We start from the raw sequence: 17,364 nt of genomic DNA on the forward strand, positions 1-17,364 counted from the left end.
TCCTACTTCTTCAGCAGTTCTTCAGGGGACATATCCAGTGCTTTGGCGACTTCCCGGATTGGATCAAAGTCACTGTCACTGCCTTCTACAAAACGGGCTGCGCCGACACTTTCCAGGAATTTAGGATTTTTCGTATCGTAATCCAGCATAAGATCACGCAGCTGTGTAACCAGTTCCTCTGGCAAGTCTTGACGATAAAGCAGTGGAGCCCCACCGACGATCGGATCGGATTCGGCAATCACGCGGAAATCCTCCTCTTTAATAAGTCCTGATTCTGCCATCATCGGCACCATGAGACTTGACGTCCCAATCCCATCTGCATTACCGTTTGCCAGTGCAAGCAGTGATTTGTCATGTCCACCGGAGAACGCTACACTGCCGAAAAAGGAATCCAGTTCCTTATTGGAAAGACCTAGCTCTTTCATTAATGTGGCACGTGGGTACAGATTGCCTGATGTTGATGCCGGATCGGCAAACAAAAAATCTTTTCCTTTTAGGTCCTGTACACTTTGATATGGAGAGTCCTTACGAACAAGGATGACCGTATTCGATTGTTGATCACTTTCGGAACGGACAAGCAGTTTCGCATTGGCTCTTTCCGTAGCGATGATGTAACCAAACGGCCCGATCAGTCCAACTTCAATTTTGCCTGCACGCAGGGCTTCGATAACCATGTTATAATCTTCAGCTACAAAAATTTCCGCAGGAATGCCTGTTGCTTCAGTAATGTCTGTTGCAAGCTGTTCCTGAGAACGGTTCATCTCGCCCTCTTCGCTTGGCATAATACCGATTCGGATTACTTCTGGCATTCCGCCTTCACTGGAGCTTGAACTTGCTGATGCCCCGCATCCAGACAGGATGACAAGCATAAATACAAGCGAGAGGATCAAGCTTTGATAACCGTTACGTTTACTATTTTTCACAATGTATACCCTCCTGAAATTTGGTTGCTACCATACCGGATTCTCTGGTACACAAGTAGGATACAAGTTGAATGTAAGAAGAATGATTTGGTAAATCACCGAATTTGTAAAACATTTATCGGACTATGTTTTGTCAATTTCGGCAATCGGTAAAAGTTCTTCTTCTTAGCTCGGGACACGAAACTTGTATCGATAAACAAAAAAAGCCGCTAATATAGCGACTTTCAATGGGAATATGTTCTTGTTCTTCGACAATTGTCGTGTTACTAATTTAGTAGCCGCTGGCCCAAACCATGATTTCGGCCTGTTCCGGAATTTGCTCTATCTTATCTAAGAGCTCATTGTATTCTTCTTCGAACTCGGTATAAGCGTCGATTGCTCACGCAATATTGTTACGGAACCAATTGCTGCGTGCCATACGACCTTCCAGCGAGTCCAGACCGGTGATTGGACCAATAGCGTAATTCTCCCGTAACGTTATCAACTTGTGTGTTTCCGTACAGTCAAGACTATCTGATGCCTTTTTAATCGCTAAAATATCTTTCAATTCCATTTCATTACACCTCATTGGCTCTCCATGACTATTTAATGAAACAGATTTAATTCGAATTCGTAATATATAAAAAGTAATTTGGAGGTACTACCTATGAACAAGAAATCTCTCACAACAGGTGTATCTTTAGGATCGGTCTTTGGCGTCATTTTTTTCATGGCGCTTGATAGTATTCCATTGGGCATTAGTTTTGGGGTTCTTTTTGGAATTGTCTTCTATCTTGCTACTAAATCAAAGAAAGAAAACTCCTGATCTCGGTACAAGTTCTTGTCCTTGGCTCGGAACACGAAGTTATATAGAAGAAACACAAAACGGCATCCACGATTTGACACCAGCTTCAATAAAAAAAGAACAAACTACCCAAGGCAATTTGCTCTTTATTATCTTTCAAGCTACTTACTTCTATTTAAAAGGAGTAATAGAACATTCCTTCACTGAGACGTCCTTGATCCAAACGAGCAGAATTGGTAAAGCTGTCGTATAGCGTGTTTATAATGTGGATGGTGTCTTTTATCGTTATTCTGTTGGTCCTATCTTTGATTATAATGCATACAACCATTAAGCTGCATTGCCTTTGTATGCACGCACCGCAAAGATATAAGCCACGAATATAATCCCGACGCACCACGATAAAGCGGTCCATATGTCATTCCCAACTGGCTGTTCTGACAGCAGGGCGCGAATAACTTCAACAATCGAGGTCACCGGCTGATTTTCAGCAAAGATCCGAACAACTTTCGGCATCGACTCGGTCGGGACAAACGCCGAGCTGATGAACGGCAGGAAGATTAGAGGATAGGAAAAAGCGCTTGCACCTTCTATCGTTTTTGCGGACAGTCCCGCAATGGCTGCGATCCAAGTCAGAGCCAGCGTAAACAGCACGAGTATACCTGCTACGGCAAACCAAGATAGCACCCCCGCCGAGGAGCGAAATCCCATAATGAGCGCTACGAGAATGATGACCACAATAGAAATAACGTTGGATACTACCGAGGTTAGCACATGCCCCCACAGCACAGTGGAACGCGCAATCGGCATGGAGTGGAACCGCTCGATGATGCCCCGTTGCTTATCCATAAACAGACGATAAGCAACGTAAGCCACCCCGCTCGCAATAGCCATGAGCAGTATGCCAGGCAACAGGTAGTTCACATAGTTTTCCGTACCGGTTTCGATTGCGCCACCAAGCACATAGACGAACAGCAGCATCATTGCAATCGGAGTGATACAGACCGTGAGGATGGTATCCATACTGCGGAAAATATGGCGCATGGAACGACCAAGCATAACGCTCATATCGCTGAAGAAATGTTTTATTGTTGTCTCCATTAAAGGGCCTCCTTTTTACCGATGATTGCGAGGAATATTTCCTCTAAAGTTGGCTGTTTTTCAACATACTCTACCTTTGGGGATGGAAATAGCCTTTTTAGTTCCGTGAGCGTGCCGCCTGCGATAATCCTGCCCTCGTGCAGAATAGATATTTGGTCGGCAAGCTGCTCGGCTTCCTCTAAATACTGTGTGGTCAAAAATACCGTCGTGCCGCTGTCTGACAGTTCCTTTACAATCTTCCATACTTCGATACGTGCCTCTGGGTCAAGCCCAGTGGTTGGCTCGTCGAGGAAAATGATCTGCGGTTTACCCACAAGGCTCAAGGCGATGTCAAGCCTACGGCGCATTCCACCCGAATACGTAGATGGCTTACGATTGGCGGCGTCGGTTAAGCCGAAACGTCTCAGCAAATCGTCCACAACTTGATGCGGATGATCCAGATGCCGCAGCTTGGCAATCATGATCAGATTTTCCCGTCCGGTCAATATCTCGTCTACAGCGGCAAATTGCCCGGTCAGACTGATCACTTGTCGCACATTTTTGGGTTTTGACACAACGTCAAATCCGTTTACGGTGGCGGTGCCTCCATCTGGTTTGAGCAATGTGGTGAGGATTCTAATAATCGTCGTTTTGCCTGCGCCGTTAGAGCCAAGCAGGGCGAATATTTCACCTTGCCTCACTTTAAAATCGACACCCTTAAGGACTTCTGTGTCTTTGAATGACTTTCGCAGACCCTTCACTTCAATTGTGTTTTCCATCCCAAAGGCCTCCCTTTACTTTGTTCTATCCGTGACCTTTTTCATGGCCTTTCTAACTTCTTGGTCAATAGATTCTTGATAAATGTCCGCATAAGTTTTGGAATCTTTGATTAGATCATCGCAAAAAGCCGCTACATCACTGCCCGTAACTTCGAGCACGCTTTTCCTCGAGACAGCGCCCTCTTCAAAAAGATCAACAATTCCCGAGAGCAACCCCGTCCCGCTAGTTAGCTCAACAGGGCCGACCTTAAAGAGATATTTTTGAATCTCTTTATAAACAATCTGATAATCTTGCGGGAGTCCTTTGACACGCGCCACATGCGCTCTCCACTCTTTTTTTCCTTCGATAATATCTCGGATTTTCAATATATTCTCCTCCTATTTACCTAATTTTTTAACAACATTATTGTTGAGTTGCTTACGCCATTTGTCGCGATAAGATTTTGCACCTTCTTCGCCAGCCAGTGCAGAACAGAAGCCTTTGATATCGTCACCTAAAACCTCTTGGATCCGCTGCCCATCCGCTGCGGTTTCTTCCAACAGGCCAAGCACACCGTCCAAAATTGGCATGAGGTTACGTCCGGTGAAATCGGAGTGTGGCCAAAGATGGTCATTAATTTCTTTCCATGCAGCTTGATAATCCGCCGGCAGCTTTTTGACTCGTGCTTCAAAAGCTTTGAATTCTTTTGTCATGTCGTTTCCGGTGATTTTATCCCAAAAATTCATTGTTTTTTCTCCTTTAACTCGTTCATTTTTGATGATACGAATTCCCATTTTGCCCAGAACTTCCGCAGTTCCTCATTTCCTGCTTCGTTAATCGCGAAAAACTTTCGCGGCGGTCCCATTTCGGAAGGCTTCTTGGTGGTTTCCACCAACTTGTTTTTCTCAAGCCGGATCAGGATCGTGTAAACCGTTCCCTCGACAACATCTGTGAAACCAAGAGCATTCAGTCGCCGCGTGATTTCGTAGCCGTATGTTTCTTGGCGGCTTATTATTTCAAGGACACAGCCCTCAAGCACACCTTTGAGCATTTCCGTTAAATTTTCCAGCACAATCACCCTTTACTATTCTGTATGACTGGTATGCAGTGTTACTTACTACTGCTATAAAGTAACACGTAGTAGATGATAAGTCAATAGCGTTATGACTGACATGCATTTTACAATTTCAACTATCCTTCCCGCTAGCTTAATGAAGAAAAAAAGTGAAATCATTTATTACTATTCGTAGTCGGAATAAGTCTTGCCCTTTTCGGTTAATCGGTACACGTTCTTGATCCTCGGCTCGAGGGCAAGAACGTGTACCGATTAAATAAAAAAAGCCGCTATTTTAGCGACTTTCAATGGGGCTATGTTTGTTGTCCCGCGGTATGCCCGGTTCAATTTTGTTCGCTTCCTTCTACAATGACTTATCAGAACAACATCTGATACTTTTCTGTTTCAAAATGCTACCATCCTATTTTTTTAAATGGTATGGGACTGTCGTGATAATCACATTTCTCCGGTAGAGCAGGTTAGCACGGATTAACAGGCTGGACTGGTTGTGTAGAATGTTTTGCCATCCTTTTTTCGGAATAAATTGAGGTATAATAACCGTCACCTGATAATTAGATTCATTGGCCTTGCGTTGTACCGTATCAATGAATTTGGTGAGAGGGTGCAGAATACTCCGATAAGGAGAATAAAGGGTCACTAGCCGGATATCTGGTTGCCATGCTTTCCATTTCTTCTCAAAGTTCGCCTCATCTTCCCGTTCAAATGGAACATATACAGCTATAATTTGATGAGGAGACAGGGACTTGGCATAATTCAATGAATTCTCCACCACATGGGTAATACCAGCAACCGGGAGTATGACGACGTTACCCTCAATTGGGATTGCGGGCTCGCAAGACGTCAAACGAAGCTGGTCTGCGACAGCATCATAATGCTTACGAATACGGTAAAAGATCAGAATAATCAGTGGCAGAAAAATTAGCACTGACCACACTTGATTGAATTTAGTCAGGAAAAACATCATCGCTACAATAAAGCTGATTAAAGCACCTACTGTGTTTATTATAAATTTTAAAACCCAACCTTGAGGCTTTTGTCGAATCCACTTCAGCAACATACCGGTCTGGGATAATGTAAATGGGATAAATACCCCCACCGCGTAAAGTGGAATTAGTTGCTCCGTCTTTCCTTCAAAAACGATGATGAGTATAATCGAAAGAACGCCCAAGCTGATGATTCCATTCGAATAACCCAGCCGATCTCCTCTAACCGTAAACATTCGTGGGATATACTTGTCCTTCGCCAAGTTGACAGCCAGCAGAGGAAAAGCAGAATAACCGGTGTTGGCAGCCAAAATGAGAATCAAAGCTGTCGTTCCCTGAATAAAGAAATACATAAAGTTGCGTCCGAAGGTTTCCTCGGCAATCTGGGATACAACCGTAACATCCATCTTCGGACTGACTCCGTAGTAATAGGCCAACACGACAATTCCCGAGAACAACAAGGCCAACAGCGTACCCATGGCCATAAGCGTCTTGGCTGCATTGTTCGGTGCCGGGCTCTTGAAATTAGGAATAGCGTTTGAAATGGCCTCTACCCCTGTCAAGGCAGAACTCCCTGAGGAAAAAGCCCGTAACAACAAGAACAAGCTTATACCGGCGACAGGAGTACCTATCGAAGTATGGAGTTCAGGAGAAACTTGACCTGTAATAATACGGTATAAGCCCACTCCAATCAGAATAAAAAGCGCAAGGACAAAAAAGTAGACTGGGTAAGCAAGCACCGAAGCAGACTCAGTGACACCTCTAAGATTTAATAAGGTGATTAACACGACAAATACAATTGCAATAAGCACATTATAAGAGTGGAGACTTGGAAAGGCTGAAGTAATCGCATCTGTACCTGCTGACACACTAACAGCTACTGTAAGAATATAATCCACGAGTAGTGAACCTCCAGCTACGAGGCCAGCATACTTACCCAAATTTTCCTTGGAAACAACATAGGCCCCCCCACCCTGGGGGTATGCATAAATAATTTGTCGATAAGAAAGAATCAATGCAATTAGCAGAACCAGTACCCCAATCGCAATCGGTATAGAGTACCAGAAAGCTGCTACACCAATAGTCATTAATACCAGCAAAATCTGCTCCGGACCATATGCTACAGAAGATAAGGCATCTGAAGAAAGAATAGCTAACGCTTTGGTTTTGTTAAGCTTCTGCTCTCCGGCTTCATGGGATTTTAATGGCCTGCCGATCAAAATTCGTTTTAATGATGTGAACATCTTGCACCCCGTTTATTCTACAAATTAATGAATTGAATTACCCATATTTGCATTCATACCTTTAAACACAAAGGTAGCTACATTAGGATATTAGTTTGCACTTAACTTGTAAAATTCATCTATCCCTACAATGGGCTATTTTAAACCGAATTTAGTTTGATAAAGCCAAATAACAGTAATATTTGAATAAAAATCTCTACTTGGCTTTCAAAATCATCATTTTTCAAAAAAAACGAAGCTCTGAGTTATGTATTCTGCTGAGGAATCCTCATGCAAATTTCTGTCTCCCCCGCCATACTTCGCATTGGAATTTAATTATCTCGGATCCAAAACAGTCAATCACTTCTATCGGCTGTTTGCTTGATGTTTAAGGTGAATGGTCCCGCAAGCTAAATCTTTAAATATTGTTCTGCTCGTTATTTGAACAAGATGCCTGATCAGTAATCGGACCATGTTCTTGTCCTATATTTATCTAATATTTTGTTTTTGGTTAGAGAACAATTTCCGCTCACCCGAGCTACCGTCCGTAATCTCAATGGAATCCACATTTAAAATATCCCCTGGATAGAGATCTGTTTTTAATTAAAAATCTACTCTGCATCACTATTTTGATAGCCTGTATACTGGCCACAGTGCCAACCTCAAAACAAAAAGCCAAAACGGTCGTTCCGGTCCATGAACTCCGCTTATTCTGGCTGTACTGGTCATTGATAATATAGGTCCGGGTGGAAGTAGGGCTTTTGAGACCGAGTTTTTCCCACTCCTCTGGATCATTTGAACCCCCAAGCTTTGTAAGCATATCCGTAGACTCCTTATTGATTTTAGCCGGAATTTGCTCGTAGGCCTGGGTGATTTTCGCATGAAATTCATCGATTGGATTCCGGCTGGCAATGCTCTCCAAATGGATGCTTTCGCGAAGGTAAGAAACGTATGCCAGATGTTCAGCCCAGAACTCGTCGAAATAAAAAAGCCGTACCCGCTGCTCCGAAGGGCTCATTGGCAGCTCGCCTTTCAAAATTTTGAGTCGCTCAGCGTATAGAATTCGCCTCTGATCCTCCACCATATCGGAATAACTGTTCAGTTCCTGGTGGATATCGAAGTTTTGGCCCATAATAACGCGCTTAACATGCTCGATTTTACTGCGGAGCATCGACTCCTCGAGAGCCTCCTCCTGCCGAGGAGCGCGAACCACTTTGTGGATTCCGAACTGAAGCATCACTCGTCCTCTAAGCTGACGAAAAATACAGAAGCTCCCGGGTCGCCTTGGCGGCCGGAACGCCCGCGCAGTTGATCGTCAATCCGCACGCTTTCGTTCACATATGTACCTATCACGTATAATCCTCCCAGCTTGGCGACAACTTCTGCCTTCTCCGGGTTGCCGCCGCCGAGCCGAATGTCGACGCCGCGACCTGCCATATTTGTAGACACCGTTACGGCAAAATCTAAAATCAAGTTGGGGAGGGCTACATTCATCGCGGTGCTATCAATCATCACCATCATCATTCCTGGGATCATCGTCATGTTGATTATTTCAAGAGTTCGATGATCACTAGACGTCAGGTTGTTCATTAATCAACATTAAATCCTTAAATGATCAGTAAACGAGACATTATTTTCAGTCAGGGGGGAACTAGGCGTAATATTGACCGACGTATTTTGCGAATCAAACTACTGCTTAAGATGTCCTATTTTTGAAAACCCTTGGACACCATAATGAACTGTAGACTGGATATTGTCAGCCACTTTAGCCATCAAAATAATTAATTCTTAGTTTTATTATTGATGCACAAAAAACCAAGTACTTGTCTCACAAAGTGACAAGTACTTGGTTTATTTGATAGAATTTAAAGATTGGATCATCTTTCGTTCGATTGCAAATTATATTTCCTAATTCAATCTTTCCCCGTTGGATTCAATCACCTTTTTATACCAGTGGAAACTGTCCTTTTTACTTCTTTTTAGGGTACCTCTGCCCTCGTTATCCTTATCTACATAAATGAATCCGTAGCGTTTCTCCATTTCGCCAGTTGAGGCACTAACGATGTCGATGCAACCCCAAGCCGTGTAGCCGATAAGATTAACGCCATCGAGGATAGATTCTCTCATTTGTTCGATATGATCTCGCAGGAAATTGATTCTATACGTATCATGGATAGAGCCATCCTCTTCGATGACATCAACCGCACCCAGCCCATTTTCAACGATCATTATAGGGATTCCATACCGATCGTACACATGATTGAGTACGTAACGAAGTCCAACTGGATCGATTTGCCATCCCCAATCATTTGCCTTCAAATAAGGATTTTTGAATCCACCAAAGACATTCCCCTGGGTTTCATCACCCTCTGGGCGGGTACCCACTACATGAGATTTGTAGTAGCTGAAGCTATAGAAATCAACACAGCCTTGTTTTAGCACTTCTACGTCTTCTTCTGCCATCTCAATCTGAATATTGTTCTCATTAAAATATCTCTTGGCAAAGTCAGGGTATTCCCCTCTAACTTGCACGTCACTGCTCAGCATATTGTTAATCTGATCCATTCTCAGAGCCTTCAACATATCTTCCGGTTTACATGTACTTCCGTAACCATGACTATAATTAATCATACAACCGATTTGGAACGCCGGATTAATCTCATGAGCAAGCTTGACAGCTTTTGCACTTGCTATAAATTGATGATGTAAAGCCTGGAATCTTAATTGCGTACTATCCACAACCGTATTGTTAAATACACCACTATCATCAACTAATAATGCCCCTGCTATATATGCTCCTGCTGGAACAATTAAACTATTGATCTCATTAAATGTAATCCAGTACTTCACGACATCCTTGTAACGGGTGAAAATGGTCTCACAATACCGTACGTAGCAGTCGATCATCTCTCTGGAAGCCCAAGCATTGAATTTCTCAGTTAGCGCAAACGGAGCTTCGTAATGTGAGATGGTAACGATAGGTTCAATATTATACTTTTTCAGTTCACTGAACACCTTGTCGTAAAATTGAAGTCCTGCTTCATTTGGCGTTACATCGTCCCCGTTGGGGAATATTCTGGACCAAGCAATGGACATTCTGAAGCATCGAAAGCCCATCTCTGCAAATAGACGGATATCTTCTTTGTAATGATGGTAAAAATCTACTGCCTCATGGGAAGGATAGTTTACACCCTCCTCAATGTGTTTGGTGATCCGTCTTGGAGTAGTATGCGTTCCACCCGTCATCATATCTGCTGTACTAGCCTTTTTACCATCAATGTTCCAGGCACCCTCGTATTGATTCGCCGCTGTTGCGCCGCCCCACATAAAAGAGTCTGGGAATACGGTTGTGTTCTTCATTGGAAATTCCTCCTTATATGATCTTAATTAGTTTTTCCCCGATCGTAATCGAAGGTTTGTCTATACCAATTACATCTGTAAAGTCATCTGAATTCGTAACAATAATAGGTGTAGTCAGATCATAACCTTTGGCGGCTATTGCATCTGTATCGAATTCGATAAGTAAATCCCCAGCTTTTACTTCATCGCCTTCTTGCACATGTACCTTGAAATGTTCACCTTTCAGCTTGACCGTGTTCATGCCAATATGAACGAGGATCTCAGCACCATTATTCGAGCTAATACCGATTGCGTGGAAGGTAGGGAATACTGCGGATATTATACCATCGGCTGGTGAAACGAGTTTTCCAACAGTAGGTTCAATGGCGATCCCTTTTCCCATAGCTCCAGTTGCAAAGGCTTCGTCCTTTATTGTTGATAACTCTAGAACTCGACCAGTCATTGGTGCTGTGAGTACATGTTCAGAAACACTAACAATAGGCACACGGTTTGTTGAAGATGAATTGGCTGGTGTTCGTTGATCCTCTCCATCCTCAGGCACATCTTCAAATCCTAAAATAAGCGTCATCAAGAAGGTAACAACAAAGCCAATGACCAGACCAATTGCTGCATGGATTAGGTTCCATGGATTATCTGTGATAAATGCTGGTAACGTAGCCAAGCCGGCAATGCCTAGAGCAGATCGAGCTACACCGAACAAGCCAACGTATATTCCGCCTACAATACCACCAATGACAACAGCGATCAGTGGTTTTTTTAACCGTAGATTTACACCAAACAATGCAGGTTCGCTAATTCCTAACAGCGCAGTTACGCTAGTAGAGTAAGCAACTTGTTTAAACGCTTTATTTTTGGTTCTTAATGCGACCGCGAGCGCAGCAGCACCTTGAGCAATATTGTGTACAAGCATACCTGGGCCAACAATGCCATCAGTTTTTGTTTGTGCATAAGCAGTGAGAACAACGGGTCCCAAACTATAGTGCATCCCCGTCAGAATCAGGAATGGGAATGCCCCGCCAATAATACCAGACACTAACCATCCTGCATGTGTATTGACATAGGATACAGCAGAAGCAAGGTAGTTACCGGCAATCGCACCCAATGGTCCTAGAATAATTAATGTTAGAGGTGCCATAACAAGTATTACAACTAAAGGTTTCAAAATGGATTTGATCACGGAAGGAGAATACTTTTCAGCAAATCGTTCCACATATGACAGGATCCATACAGCTAGAATAATTGGAATAACGGAAGAAGAATACGTCGCTTGTGTGACAGGCAGACCAAAGAACGTAACAGGCTCACCCGCAGACATCAATGCCGAAAAGCTAGGATGTAACAAGATACCCGCAATGGTTAACGCAAAACCCACATTAGCTTTAAGTTTAACAGCAGCACTCCAGGCAAGCAGCATTGGCAAGAAGTAATAAGCCGCATCCCCGACGAAAGTCATAATCGTATTAAATTGACCGTCAAGGTCAACGAGATCAAAGGTTTTCAAAATAAGAAGAACTGCCTTAATCATGGCGCAACCGATCATCGCCGGTAGGATGGGTGTAAAGATTCCGGAAATCGTGTCCAGAACAGTGGAGACTTTTCCTTTTTTCACAGCTGGAGCATCATTCTTGCTTGTGAAGTTCCCTAGTTGCGCAAGAGCTTTATAGACGTTGTTGACCTCATTACCGATAATGACTTGATACTGACCTCCACTGCTGGCAACGCCCACAATTCCTTGTACGTTTTTCAGTGCTTCGTTGTTTGCAATCGACTCGTCTTTTAAGTTAAAGCGCAGCCTGGTAGCACAGTGTGTAACACTTTCAATGTTTTTTTCACCACCAACAAGTTTTAGAATGTCGGTAGCCGTTTGTTCATGTTTCATTTTTGTTCCCCCTTCAAAGTATTCTTTTACAAAAAAAGACCTAGAGTTCTATCGAATATAGATATGCTCTATACACGATGGAACTCTAGGTCTTGCCTGCATCACCAGTAACAATCCTAGTATAGTCATTATGGAGCGATGATGGGTCAATCCCTTTCTTCATCAGTCACCCTTTTGATATGAACAGTTAAATACACCAATTCGTCTTCGGTTAATTCTTTCCCATAGTCTACCCGAATCAACTGCGCAATTCTTAGACTACATTGGTACTCTAGCTTATATTTTTCTTTAATAATATTGAGGAAATCGTTATCATTACTTTTCATCACCGTATTGTTAAACAGACGATAGGCAAAAAACTTTAGATGCGTGATCAGTCTGGAGTAGTGAAGGGAGCTTTCGTTAAAGTGAATTTTGAACTGATAACGAATAATATTTAAAACCTTTTGAATCAATTGCGTGATCTTCATGGTATCTTCCATTTCAGATCCGAGTTCTGCATTGACAATATGAAGCGCAATAAAGCCGGCCTCATCTTCAGGCAACGTAATGTTGAATTCTTGATTAATCATATCCAAAGCCTTCAAAGCCACTCGATACTCATTGGCGTAGAATGCTTTAATTTCAGACAATAACGCATTGTTGAAGTTCATTCCCTGTTTATAGCGTGATACGGCGAAGTTAATATGGTCTGTTAGCGTCAAATATATATTTTCATTCAGCTCTTTATCCAAGGACTGCTTGGCATATTGAATTATACTATCGGACACACGGATGTACTCCATCGGAATCTGCGCGAGAAGGGCATATAATTTGCCAGTTACATTTTTGGACTTCAGGAAAAATTCTTTCTCAATCTTCTCTGTGTCCACATCGTCTCCTTTTTTCTTCTGAAAACCAATACCACTTCCTAGAAGCATCATCTCCTGGCGTCTTTCATTTACAGCGCAGACGACATTATTATTAATAATTCGCGTGATTTTCATACGAATCTCCTTTTAAAATGAAACGTTAACAGAATTTAGCAAATAAAAAAGACCATTAATAGTGCATACATGGTATTTAAACTCTACATGTTTGCATATTAATCGGTCTTGCCTGCTGATCAGTAACAATCCTGATTATATTCATTATTTACTTGTACGATTATCTTAGTGTAAGGCGTTAAATTTGTCAATATAGTCAATTGGAGTACTTTCTATAACTCAAAACGATCAATTAAAATTATACGTTAAGCGTGCCGCTAAAATAGCGACTTCAATGGGAATATGTTCTTATCCCTCGACATTTTATTGTTGGATGCTACTCCATCCGCTTACATCACATTGTCCATAATCATTATCACCCACACTAACCATCGTACCATCAGATTTCAGTCCAATCGTATGGGCACACCCCGCCGAAACAGCTCTAATTCCGTGCCAGCCACTTACATCACATTGGTGATGTTTATTCGAACCCACAGCAACCATTGTACCGTCGGACTTAAGACCAACGGTATGATAACTCCCCGCTGCAACTGCTACAATATCGCGCCATCCGCTTACGTCGCATTCGCCTTCATTATTTCTACCCACAGCCACTACCGTGCCATCCGATTTAAGCCCAACCGTATGAAGATACCCCGCCGAAACAGCTAATATGTCGCTCCAGTCGTTTATGCTACATTGGTTATACTTATTGTTACCAACCGCTGTTACCGTTCCGTCTATTTTTAGACCGACTGTATGCCAGTCACCCGTCGTGACCGATACAATATCTTGCCAGTTGCTCACGTTGCATTCCCCTTCATTATTTCGCCCCACCGCCACCACGGTGCCATCTGATTTAACCCCAACAGTACGGCACCAACCTGCCGAAACGGTTACTATATCGCGCCATTCGCTTACATTGCATTGGTCATGCTTATTCCAACCTATACCTGTTACCGTACCATCAGATTTAAGACCAACGGTATGTGCATTACCCGTGTTCGTAGCCATATGAACATTACCAGCAGCAACTGCGACGATATGGCACCAATCCCTAACCTTACATTGACCGTATTTATTATCACCCACAGCTATTACTGTTCCGTCAGATTTAAGAGCAACGGTATGACGACGACCTGCCGCTATGGTACAGTTACGGAACCGTTTCGTCCCAAACACTGCTTCCTTCGGTGAATTGTAGTCCATATCTTCCTCCTCTCCACAAATTGAAGGCAAATTCACATTTCCTCTACGTTGTTAAATCGCACTGTACAAAAGAAAGGCTCGTACAGGCAGGGCATTATTACTTCCCTGCCCAATACGAGCGTCTACGTCATATTGCACTCAAACAGTTGATCCAGGTGTGTATTTTTAGCAATCGTTTCATTTCATGTGGCGATAGTCTAATAGATCCTTCAAATTTGAGATTTTCTGCAGCAGCTGTTCCCCGACATTGGTTTCCCTCACCAGTTTCCGCGCCAGTTCTTTGTCCACCAATCTTTTTAGAGATAATACGTCCGTTCCGTTACATAAGACATCTTCTTTTGAGTTAAATTTCTTATGGGCGACGAGCTGCATTCCAAAGGAATTGTACAACAAGGTATATCCGGCAATTCCCGTTGTGGATTGATAGGCTTTGGAAAAACCGCCGTCAATCACGATCATTTTTCCGTTTGCTTTAACAGGGCTCTCTCCACTAATTTCTTTGACAGGTGTGTGGCCGTTAATGACATGTCCATGATCTGGATTCAAATCAAACTCCTGCAAGATTTTTCGACAGATCTCTTCATTTTCACGTAAATGGTAGTACGGATTCTTTCTCTCTTTATGTGCTTCTTTATCTTGGATAAAATACCGTTCAAAAGTGGTCATTTCTCTCTTTCCAAAGAGCGAGGAGCATTCTCCTGTCCAGATGTACCATACCATATCCGTCGCCAGATCTTCTGTCTCTTCCGGATGCGCAAAGGCGTAACGTAAATAATCTTCAAAAACATCAAGCAATTGACGGCCTGCATATGTCTTGTCTTCAATCTGCATTTCTTCCATATTTCCTTCTTCATCCAAAGGAATACAGCCGTGGATTAACAAATTCCCGTTGTATTTTAAATAAAGGCTACCCTTTTTCATGAGAAAATTCATATGTCTGGCCATCTTTTCGGAATGCTGAACGGAAAACAGCAGCTTTTCCATCACCTGGCGTTCTTCCTCCAGCAATTGTTCGGGCTTCTGCGGATTTACGGTTGCGAAACAGGTGTTTTCCAAGTGGTACGTTTTACCGCAGATGTTGATTTCATTTTTGTCGTAATCAATCTGCTCCAGCAAAAGTCTTTCAGACATATTAAAGTATGGGCGTCTCTTGATAATCGGGATTTCAAGTTTAAACTGAATCATGGCAATGGCTTGGTGAATTTTGGTAATCTGCAGAATTTCCTGCTCCGATACATTATGGCCAGCCTGTAACTTAGGTCTGAAGGACGGATTGTCTTCATAATATTTCTCCGCCAGGTTTAGCAGTGGGCGCAGATTGATTCCGTATACATCTTCAATGATGTCCAGATTATCGTATCTGGCGCAGATCCGAATAATATTCGCAAGGCAGACCAGGGAACCTGCGTAGGCTCCAATCCAGAGGACATCATGGTTCCCCCACTGTATGTCTACAGAATGGTAGTTGATCAGCGTATCCATAATTTTATCGGGGTACGGCCCCCGGTCATAGATATCTCCAACCACATGAAGATGGTCAACCACCAGGCGCTGTGTCGTATAAGCAAGGCCGATAATGAGATTGTCCGCCTGGCCCAAGGATATAATTTGCCGATATATTTCCTCGTAATAAGGATCCTTATTGTTGGTCGAATCCGTTTTGTATAAAAGCTCTTCTACAATATATACATATTGCTCCGGCAGAGCTTTACGCAATTTTGAGCGTGTATACTTGGAAGAGGCATAAGAAATAAGCTTAAGCATGTGTTCAATTGTTAGTCTATACCACTGGTTCAAAGCCTGTTTATTGCTCAGTTCCCCTATAACCAGCTGTATTTTTTCTTCCGGGTAATAAACTAATGCCGCAAAATCATTGATTTCTTGATCCGTCCAAACCTCCCGGAATAATTCTTTGATTTTCTCTTTGACGGTACCCGAACCGTTTCTTAGTACATGCTGAAAAGCGTGGAACTCCCCATGCAAATCACTGACAAAATGCTCGGTTCCCTTTGGGAGATTGGAGATCGCTTCAAGGTTGATGATCTCTGTTATGATTTTTTCTTCCGTATCATATTTCTCGGCCAATAAATCTAGAAACTGCTCATCCAAAACAGATGTCCCCCTTCAAGGAAGTATGGTGTCGTATAGCCGGGTCCAAAAGTTTTAGACCTATATAAAATTACACTCTATACTTGGCATTGATTATATGGTAATTATCAGCATCGCCTTCTCCCATCATACTCCAGTTCATCATATATGAACAAATTTCAGTGAATAGATCTGAATAAACAATGTCTGTAGTTATTTTAGGAATAAGAAATTTGTTCAATCTGTTCTTGTCCCTCGACATTTTTTTACTAACTACTATTTTACACAATGAAAAATAAACGATCTATTCTCAGAATTTGCTTGTTTAAACTCCCAATCACCATATGTTTTAATTTTTGAAAAACCGATTTGTTTCAGCGACTCATTGAATTCTTCTTGATTTCGAAACCTCAGCTGCATTTTTTCATGAACTAATACTTTTTCTGTTTTGGTGTTTTTTACTATTTCATAAAAAGTGTAAATATCTCCCACAAACCCTTCATATTCTGTATAAATTTCTAAAGGATCTCCGCTTAGTCTATCTTTAGCTAAGTCAGGAGTTTTGTCCTTCTCCCATTCTTCCCATACTTTTACCAAAGGGTTTCTTGTATCAAAAATAAAGTGACCCCCGATTTTTAGGGATCGGAATACGTCTGAGATCACTTGCTTCCAACTATCATCTGTAAGAAATACCTGTGCAACATTGGCTGTCATAATTACCGCATCATAGGTATTGGTTTGCAAATCCGCACTATCACCTATAATCCAATTCACATTTCCAGAATTATCTTTACTTCGCGCCATTTCAATCGCTTCTTTATTGGGATCTATAGCGGTAATTTTATAACCGCACTGAACAAGATGAGTAGTCCATCTTCCTGTTCCACAGCCCAGGTCAGCTATAGATTCTACTTGTAATTTCTTTAACAATGCAAGGAAAAATTCATCGTCTTTTCCCCAATGGTTAATCTGGTCATATACTAATGGAATCATAAATAATGTCTCCCCACTTTCATCAGCGTTTTACTGTGCTCAA

16 protein-coding genes and 1 pseudogene are annotated in these 17,364 nt (G+C 42.4%); 1 reads left to right on the plus strand and 16 read right to left on the minus strand.

Going from position 1 to position 17,364, the window contains the following annotated elements:
* Positions 1-2 precede the first annotated feature (2 nt).
* Together QF041_RS04290 and QF041_RS31225 are read right to left on the minus strand one after the other, a co-directional pair.
* Positions 3-923, minus strand: a complete 921-nt coding sequence (locus QF041_RS04290; protein ID WP_307412333.1) for a phosphate/phosphite/phosphonate ABC transporter substrate-binding protein — start codon at positions 921-923, stop codon at positions 3-5.
* Between the two features lie 271 nt (positions 924-1,194).
* Positions 1,195-1,491 (minus strand): annotated as a pseudogene (locus QF041_RS31225) (DUF1835 domain-containing protein).
* 78 nt (positions 1,492-1,569) lie between these two features.
* Between QF041_RS31225 and QF041_RS04300 the strand changes: the two are divergent.
* On the plus strand, positions 1,570-1,728 hold the full coding sequence (locus QF041_RS04300) for a glycine zipper domain-containing protein (RefSeq protein ID WP_307412337.1): 159 nt from the start codon (positions 1,570-1,572) through the stop codon (positions 1,726-1,728).
* A gap of 306 nt (positions 1,729-2,034) precedes the next feature.
* On the opposite strand, the gene QF041_RS04305 is transcribed toward QF041_RS04300, so the two are convergent.
* The 14 genes from QF041_RS04305 to QF041_RS04365 form a co-directional block, all read right to left on the minus strand.
* On the minus strand, positions 2,035-2,805 hold the full coding sequence (locus QF041_RS04305) for an ABC transporter permease (RefSeq protein ID WP_145325354.1): 771 nt from the start codon (positions 2,803-2,805) through the stop codon (positions 2,035-2,037).
* Entirely contained in the window at positions 2,805-3,563 is a 759-nt protein-coding gene (locus QF041_RS04310) for an ABC transporter ATP-binding protein (RefSeq protein WP_307412341.1), read from the minus strand. The genes QF041_RS04305 and QF041_RS04310 overlap by 1 nt, the downstream gene beginning before the upstream one ends.
* Before the next feature lie 15 nt (positions 3,564-3,578).
* Positions 3,579-3,929 (minus strand): DUF1048 domain-containing protein, encoded by a 351-nt coding sequence (locus QF041_RS04315; RefSeq protein WP_307412343.1) that lies wholly within the window; start codon positions 3,927-3,929, stop codon positions 3,579-3,581.
* A gap of 12 nt (positions 3,930-3,941) precedes the next feature.
* Positions 3,942-4,289, minus strand: a complete 348-nt coding sequence (locus QF041_RS04320; protein WP_307412345.1) for a DUF1048 domain-containing protein — start codon at positions 4,287-4,289, stop codon at positions 3,942-3,944.
* Complete coding sequence (locus QF041_RS04325; RefSeq protein ID WP_307416892.1) at positions 4,286-4,594, minus strand: PadR family transcriptional regulator; 309 nt, start codon at positions 4,592-4,594, stop codon at positions 4,286-4,288. Before QF041_RS04325 ends, QF041_RS04320 begins: the two co-directional genes overlap by 4 nt.
* A gap of 424 nt (positions 4,595-5,018) precedes the next feature.
* Complete coding sequence (locus QF041_RS04330; RefSeq protein WP_307412347.1) at positions 5,019-6,845, minus strand: APC family permease; 1,827 nt, start codon at positions 6,843-6,845, stop codon at positions 5,019-5,021.
* Between the two features lie 532 nt (positions 6,846-7,377).
* Positions 7,378-7,995 (minus strand): hypothetical protein, encoded by a 618-nt coding sequence (locus QF041_RS04335; RefSeq protein ID WP_373461264.1) that lies wholly within the window; start codon positions 7,993-7,995, stop codon positions 7,378-7,380.
* 65 nt (positions 7,996-8,060) lie between these two features.
* Positions 8,061-8,414: a preprotein translocase subunit SecA gene (locus tag QF041_RS31230; protein WP_373461265.1), complete on the minus strand. Its 354-nt coding sequence runs from the start codon at positions 8,412-8,414 to the stop codon at positions 8,061-8,063.
* Between the two features lie 318 nt (positions 8,415-8,732).
* Positions 8,733-10,184, minus strand: a complete 1,452-nt coding sequence (locus tag QF041_RS04340; protein WP_307412349.1) for a glycoside hydrolase family 1 protein — start codon at positions 10,182-10,184, stop codon at positions 8,733-8,735.
* Positions 10,185-10,197: 13 nt separating this feature from the next.
* On the minus strand, positions 10,198-12,063 hold the full coding sequence (locus QF041_RS04345; protein WP_307412351.1) for a beta-glucoside-specific PTS transporter subunit IIABC: 1,866 nt from the start codon (positions 12,061-12,063) through the stop codon (positions 10,198-10,200).
* Between the two features lie 146 nt (positions 12,064-12,209).
* The gene (licT, locus tag QF041_RS04350; protein ID WP_237175151.1) at positions 12,210-13,049 is read right to left on the minus strand and encodes a BglG family transcription antiterminator LicT; all 840 of its coding nucleotides are present in this window, start codon (positions 13,047-13,049) and stop codon (positions 12,210-12,212) included.
* A 303-nt stretch (positions 13,050-13,352) separates the two neighbouring features.
* Positions 13,353-14,240 carry an RCC1 domain-containing protein gene (locus tag QF041_RS04355; RefSeq protein ID WP_307412356.1) on the minus strand — a complete coding sequence of 296 codons (888 nt, stop codon included), beginning with the start codon at positions 14,238-14,240 and terminating at the stop codon, positions 13,353-13,355.
* Between the two features lie 177 nt (positions 14,241-14,417).
* Positions 14,418-16,349, minus strand: a complete 1,932-nt coding sequence (locus QF041_RS04360) for a fructose-1,6-bisphosphatase (protein ID WP_307412358.1) — start codon at positions 16,347-16,349, stop codon at positions 14,418-14,420.
* Positions 16,350-16,604: 255 nt separating this feature from the next.
* Positions 16,605-17,321, minus strand: coding sequence for a class I SAM-dependent methyltransferase (locus tag QF041_RS04365; RefSeq protein ID WP_307412360.1), 717 nt, complete (start codon positions 17,319-17,321; stop codon positions 16,605-16,607).
* Positions 17,322-17,364 lie beyond the last annotated feature (43 nt).

The organism is Paenibacillus sp. W2I17, assembly GCF_030815985.1.
GTDB lineage: Bacteria > Bacillota > Bacilli > Paenibacillales > Paenibacillaceae > Paenibacillus.

What these genes read in the sequence shown, in the direction of transcription:
- QF041_RS04300 (WP_307412337.1), top strand. Translation starts at nt 1,570, where the DNA reads ATGAACAAGAAATCTCTCACAACAGGTGTATCTTTAGGATCGGTCTTT.
- QF041_RS04305 (WP_145325354.1), bottom strand. Translation starts at nt 2,805, where the DNA reads ATGGAGACAACAATAAAACATTTCTTCAGCGATATGAGCGTTATGCTT.
- QF041_RS04310 (WP_307412341.1), bottom strand. Translation starts at nt 3,563, where the DNA reads ATGGAAAACACAATTGAAGTGAAGGGTCTGCGAAAGTCATTCAAAGAC.
- QF041_RS04320 (WP_307412345.1), bottom strand. Translation starts at nt 4,289, where the DNA reads ATGAATTTTTGGGATAAAATCACCGGAAACGACATGACAAAAGAATTC.
- QF041_RS04325 (WP_307416892.1), bottom strand. Translation starts at nt 4,594, where the DNA reads ATGCTCAAAGGTGTGCTTGAGGGCTGTGTCCTTGAAATAATAAGCCGC.
- QF041_RS04330 (WP_307412347.1), bottom strand. Translation starts at nt 6,845, where the DNA reads ATGTTCACATCATTAAAACGAATTTTGATCGGCAGGCCATTAAAATCC.
- QF041_RS04335 (WP_373461264.1), bottom strand. Translation starts at nt 7,995, where the DNA reads ATGCTCCGCAGTAAAATCGAGCATGTTAAGCGCGTTATTATGGGCCAA.
- QF041_RS31230 (WP_373461265.1), bottom strand. Translation starts at nt 8,414, where the DNA reads ATGAACAACCTGACGTCTAGTGATCATCGAACTCTTGAAATAATCAAC.
- QF041_RS04340 (WP_307412349.1), bottom strand. Translation starts at nt 10,184, where the DNA reads ATGAAGAACACAACCGTATTCCCAGACTCTTTTATGTGGGGCGGCGCA.
- QF041_RS04345 (WP_307412351.1), bottom strand. Translation starts at nt 12,063, where the DNA reads ATGAAACATGAACAAACGGCTACCGACATTCTAAAACTTGTTGGTGGT.
- licT (WP_237175151.1), bottom strand. Translation starts at nt 13,049, where the DNA reads ATGAAAATCACGCGAATTATTAATAATAATGTCGTCTGCGCTGTAAAT.
- QF041_RS04355 (WP_307412356.1), bottom strand. Translation starts at nt 14,240, where the DNA reads ATGGACTACAATTCACCGAAGGAAGCAGTGTTTGGGACGAAACGGTTC.
- QF041_RS04365 (WP_307412360.1), bottom strand. Translation starts at nt 17,321, where the DNA reads ATGATTCCATTAGTATATGACCAGATTAACCATTGGGGAAAAGACGAT.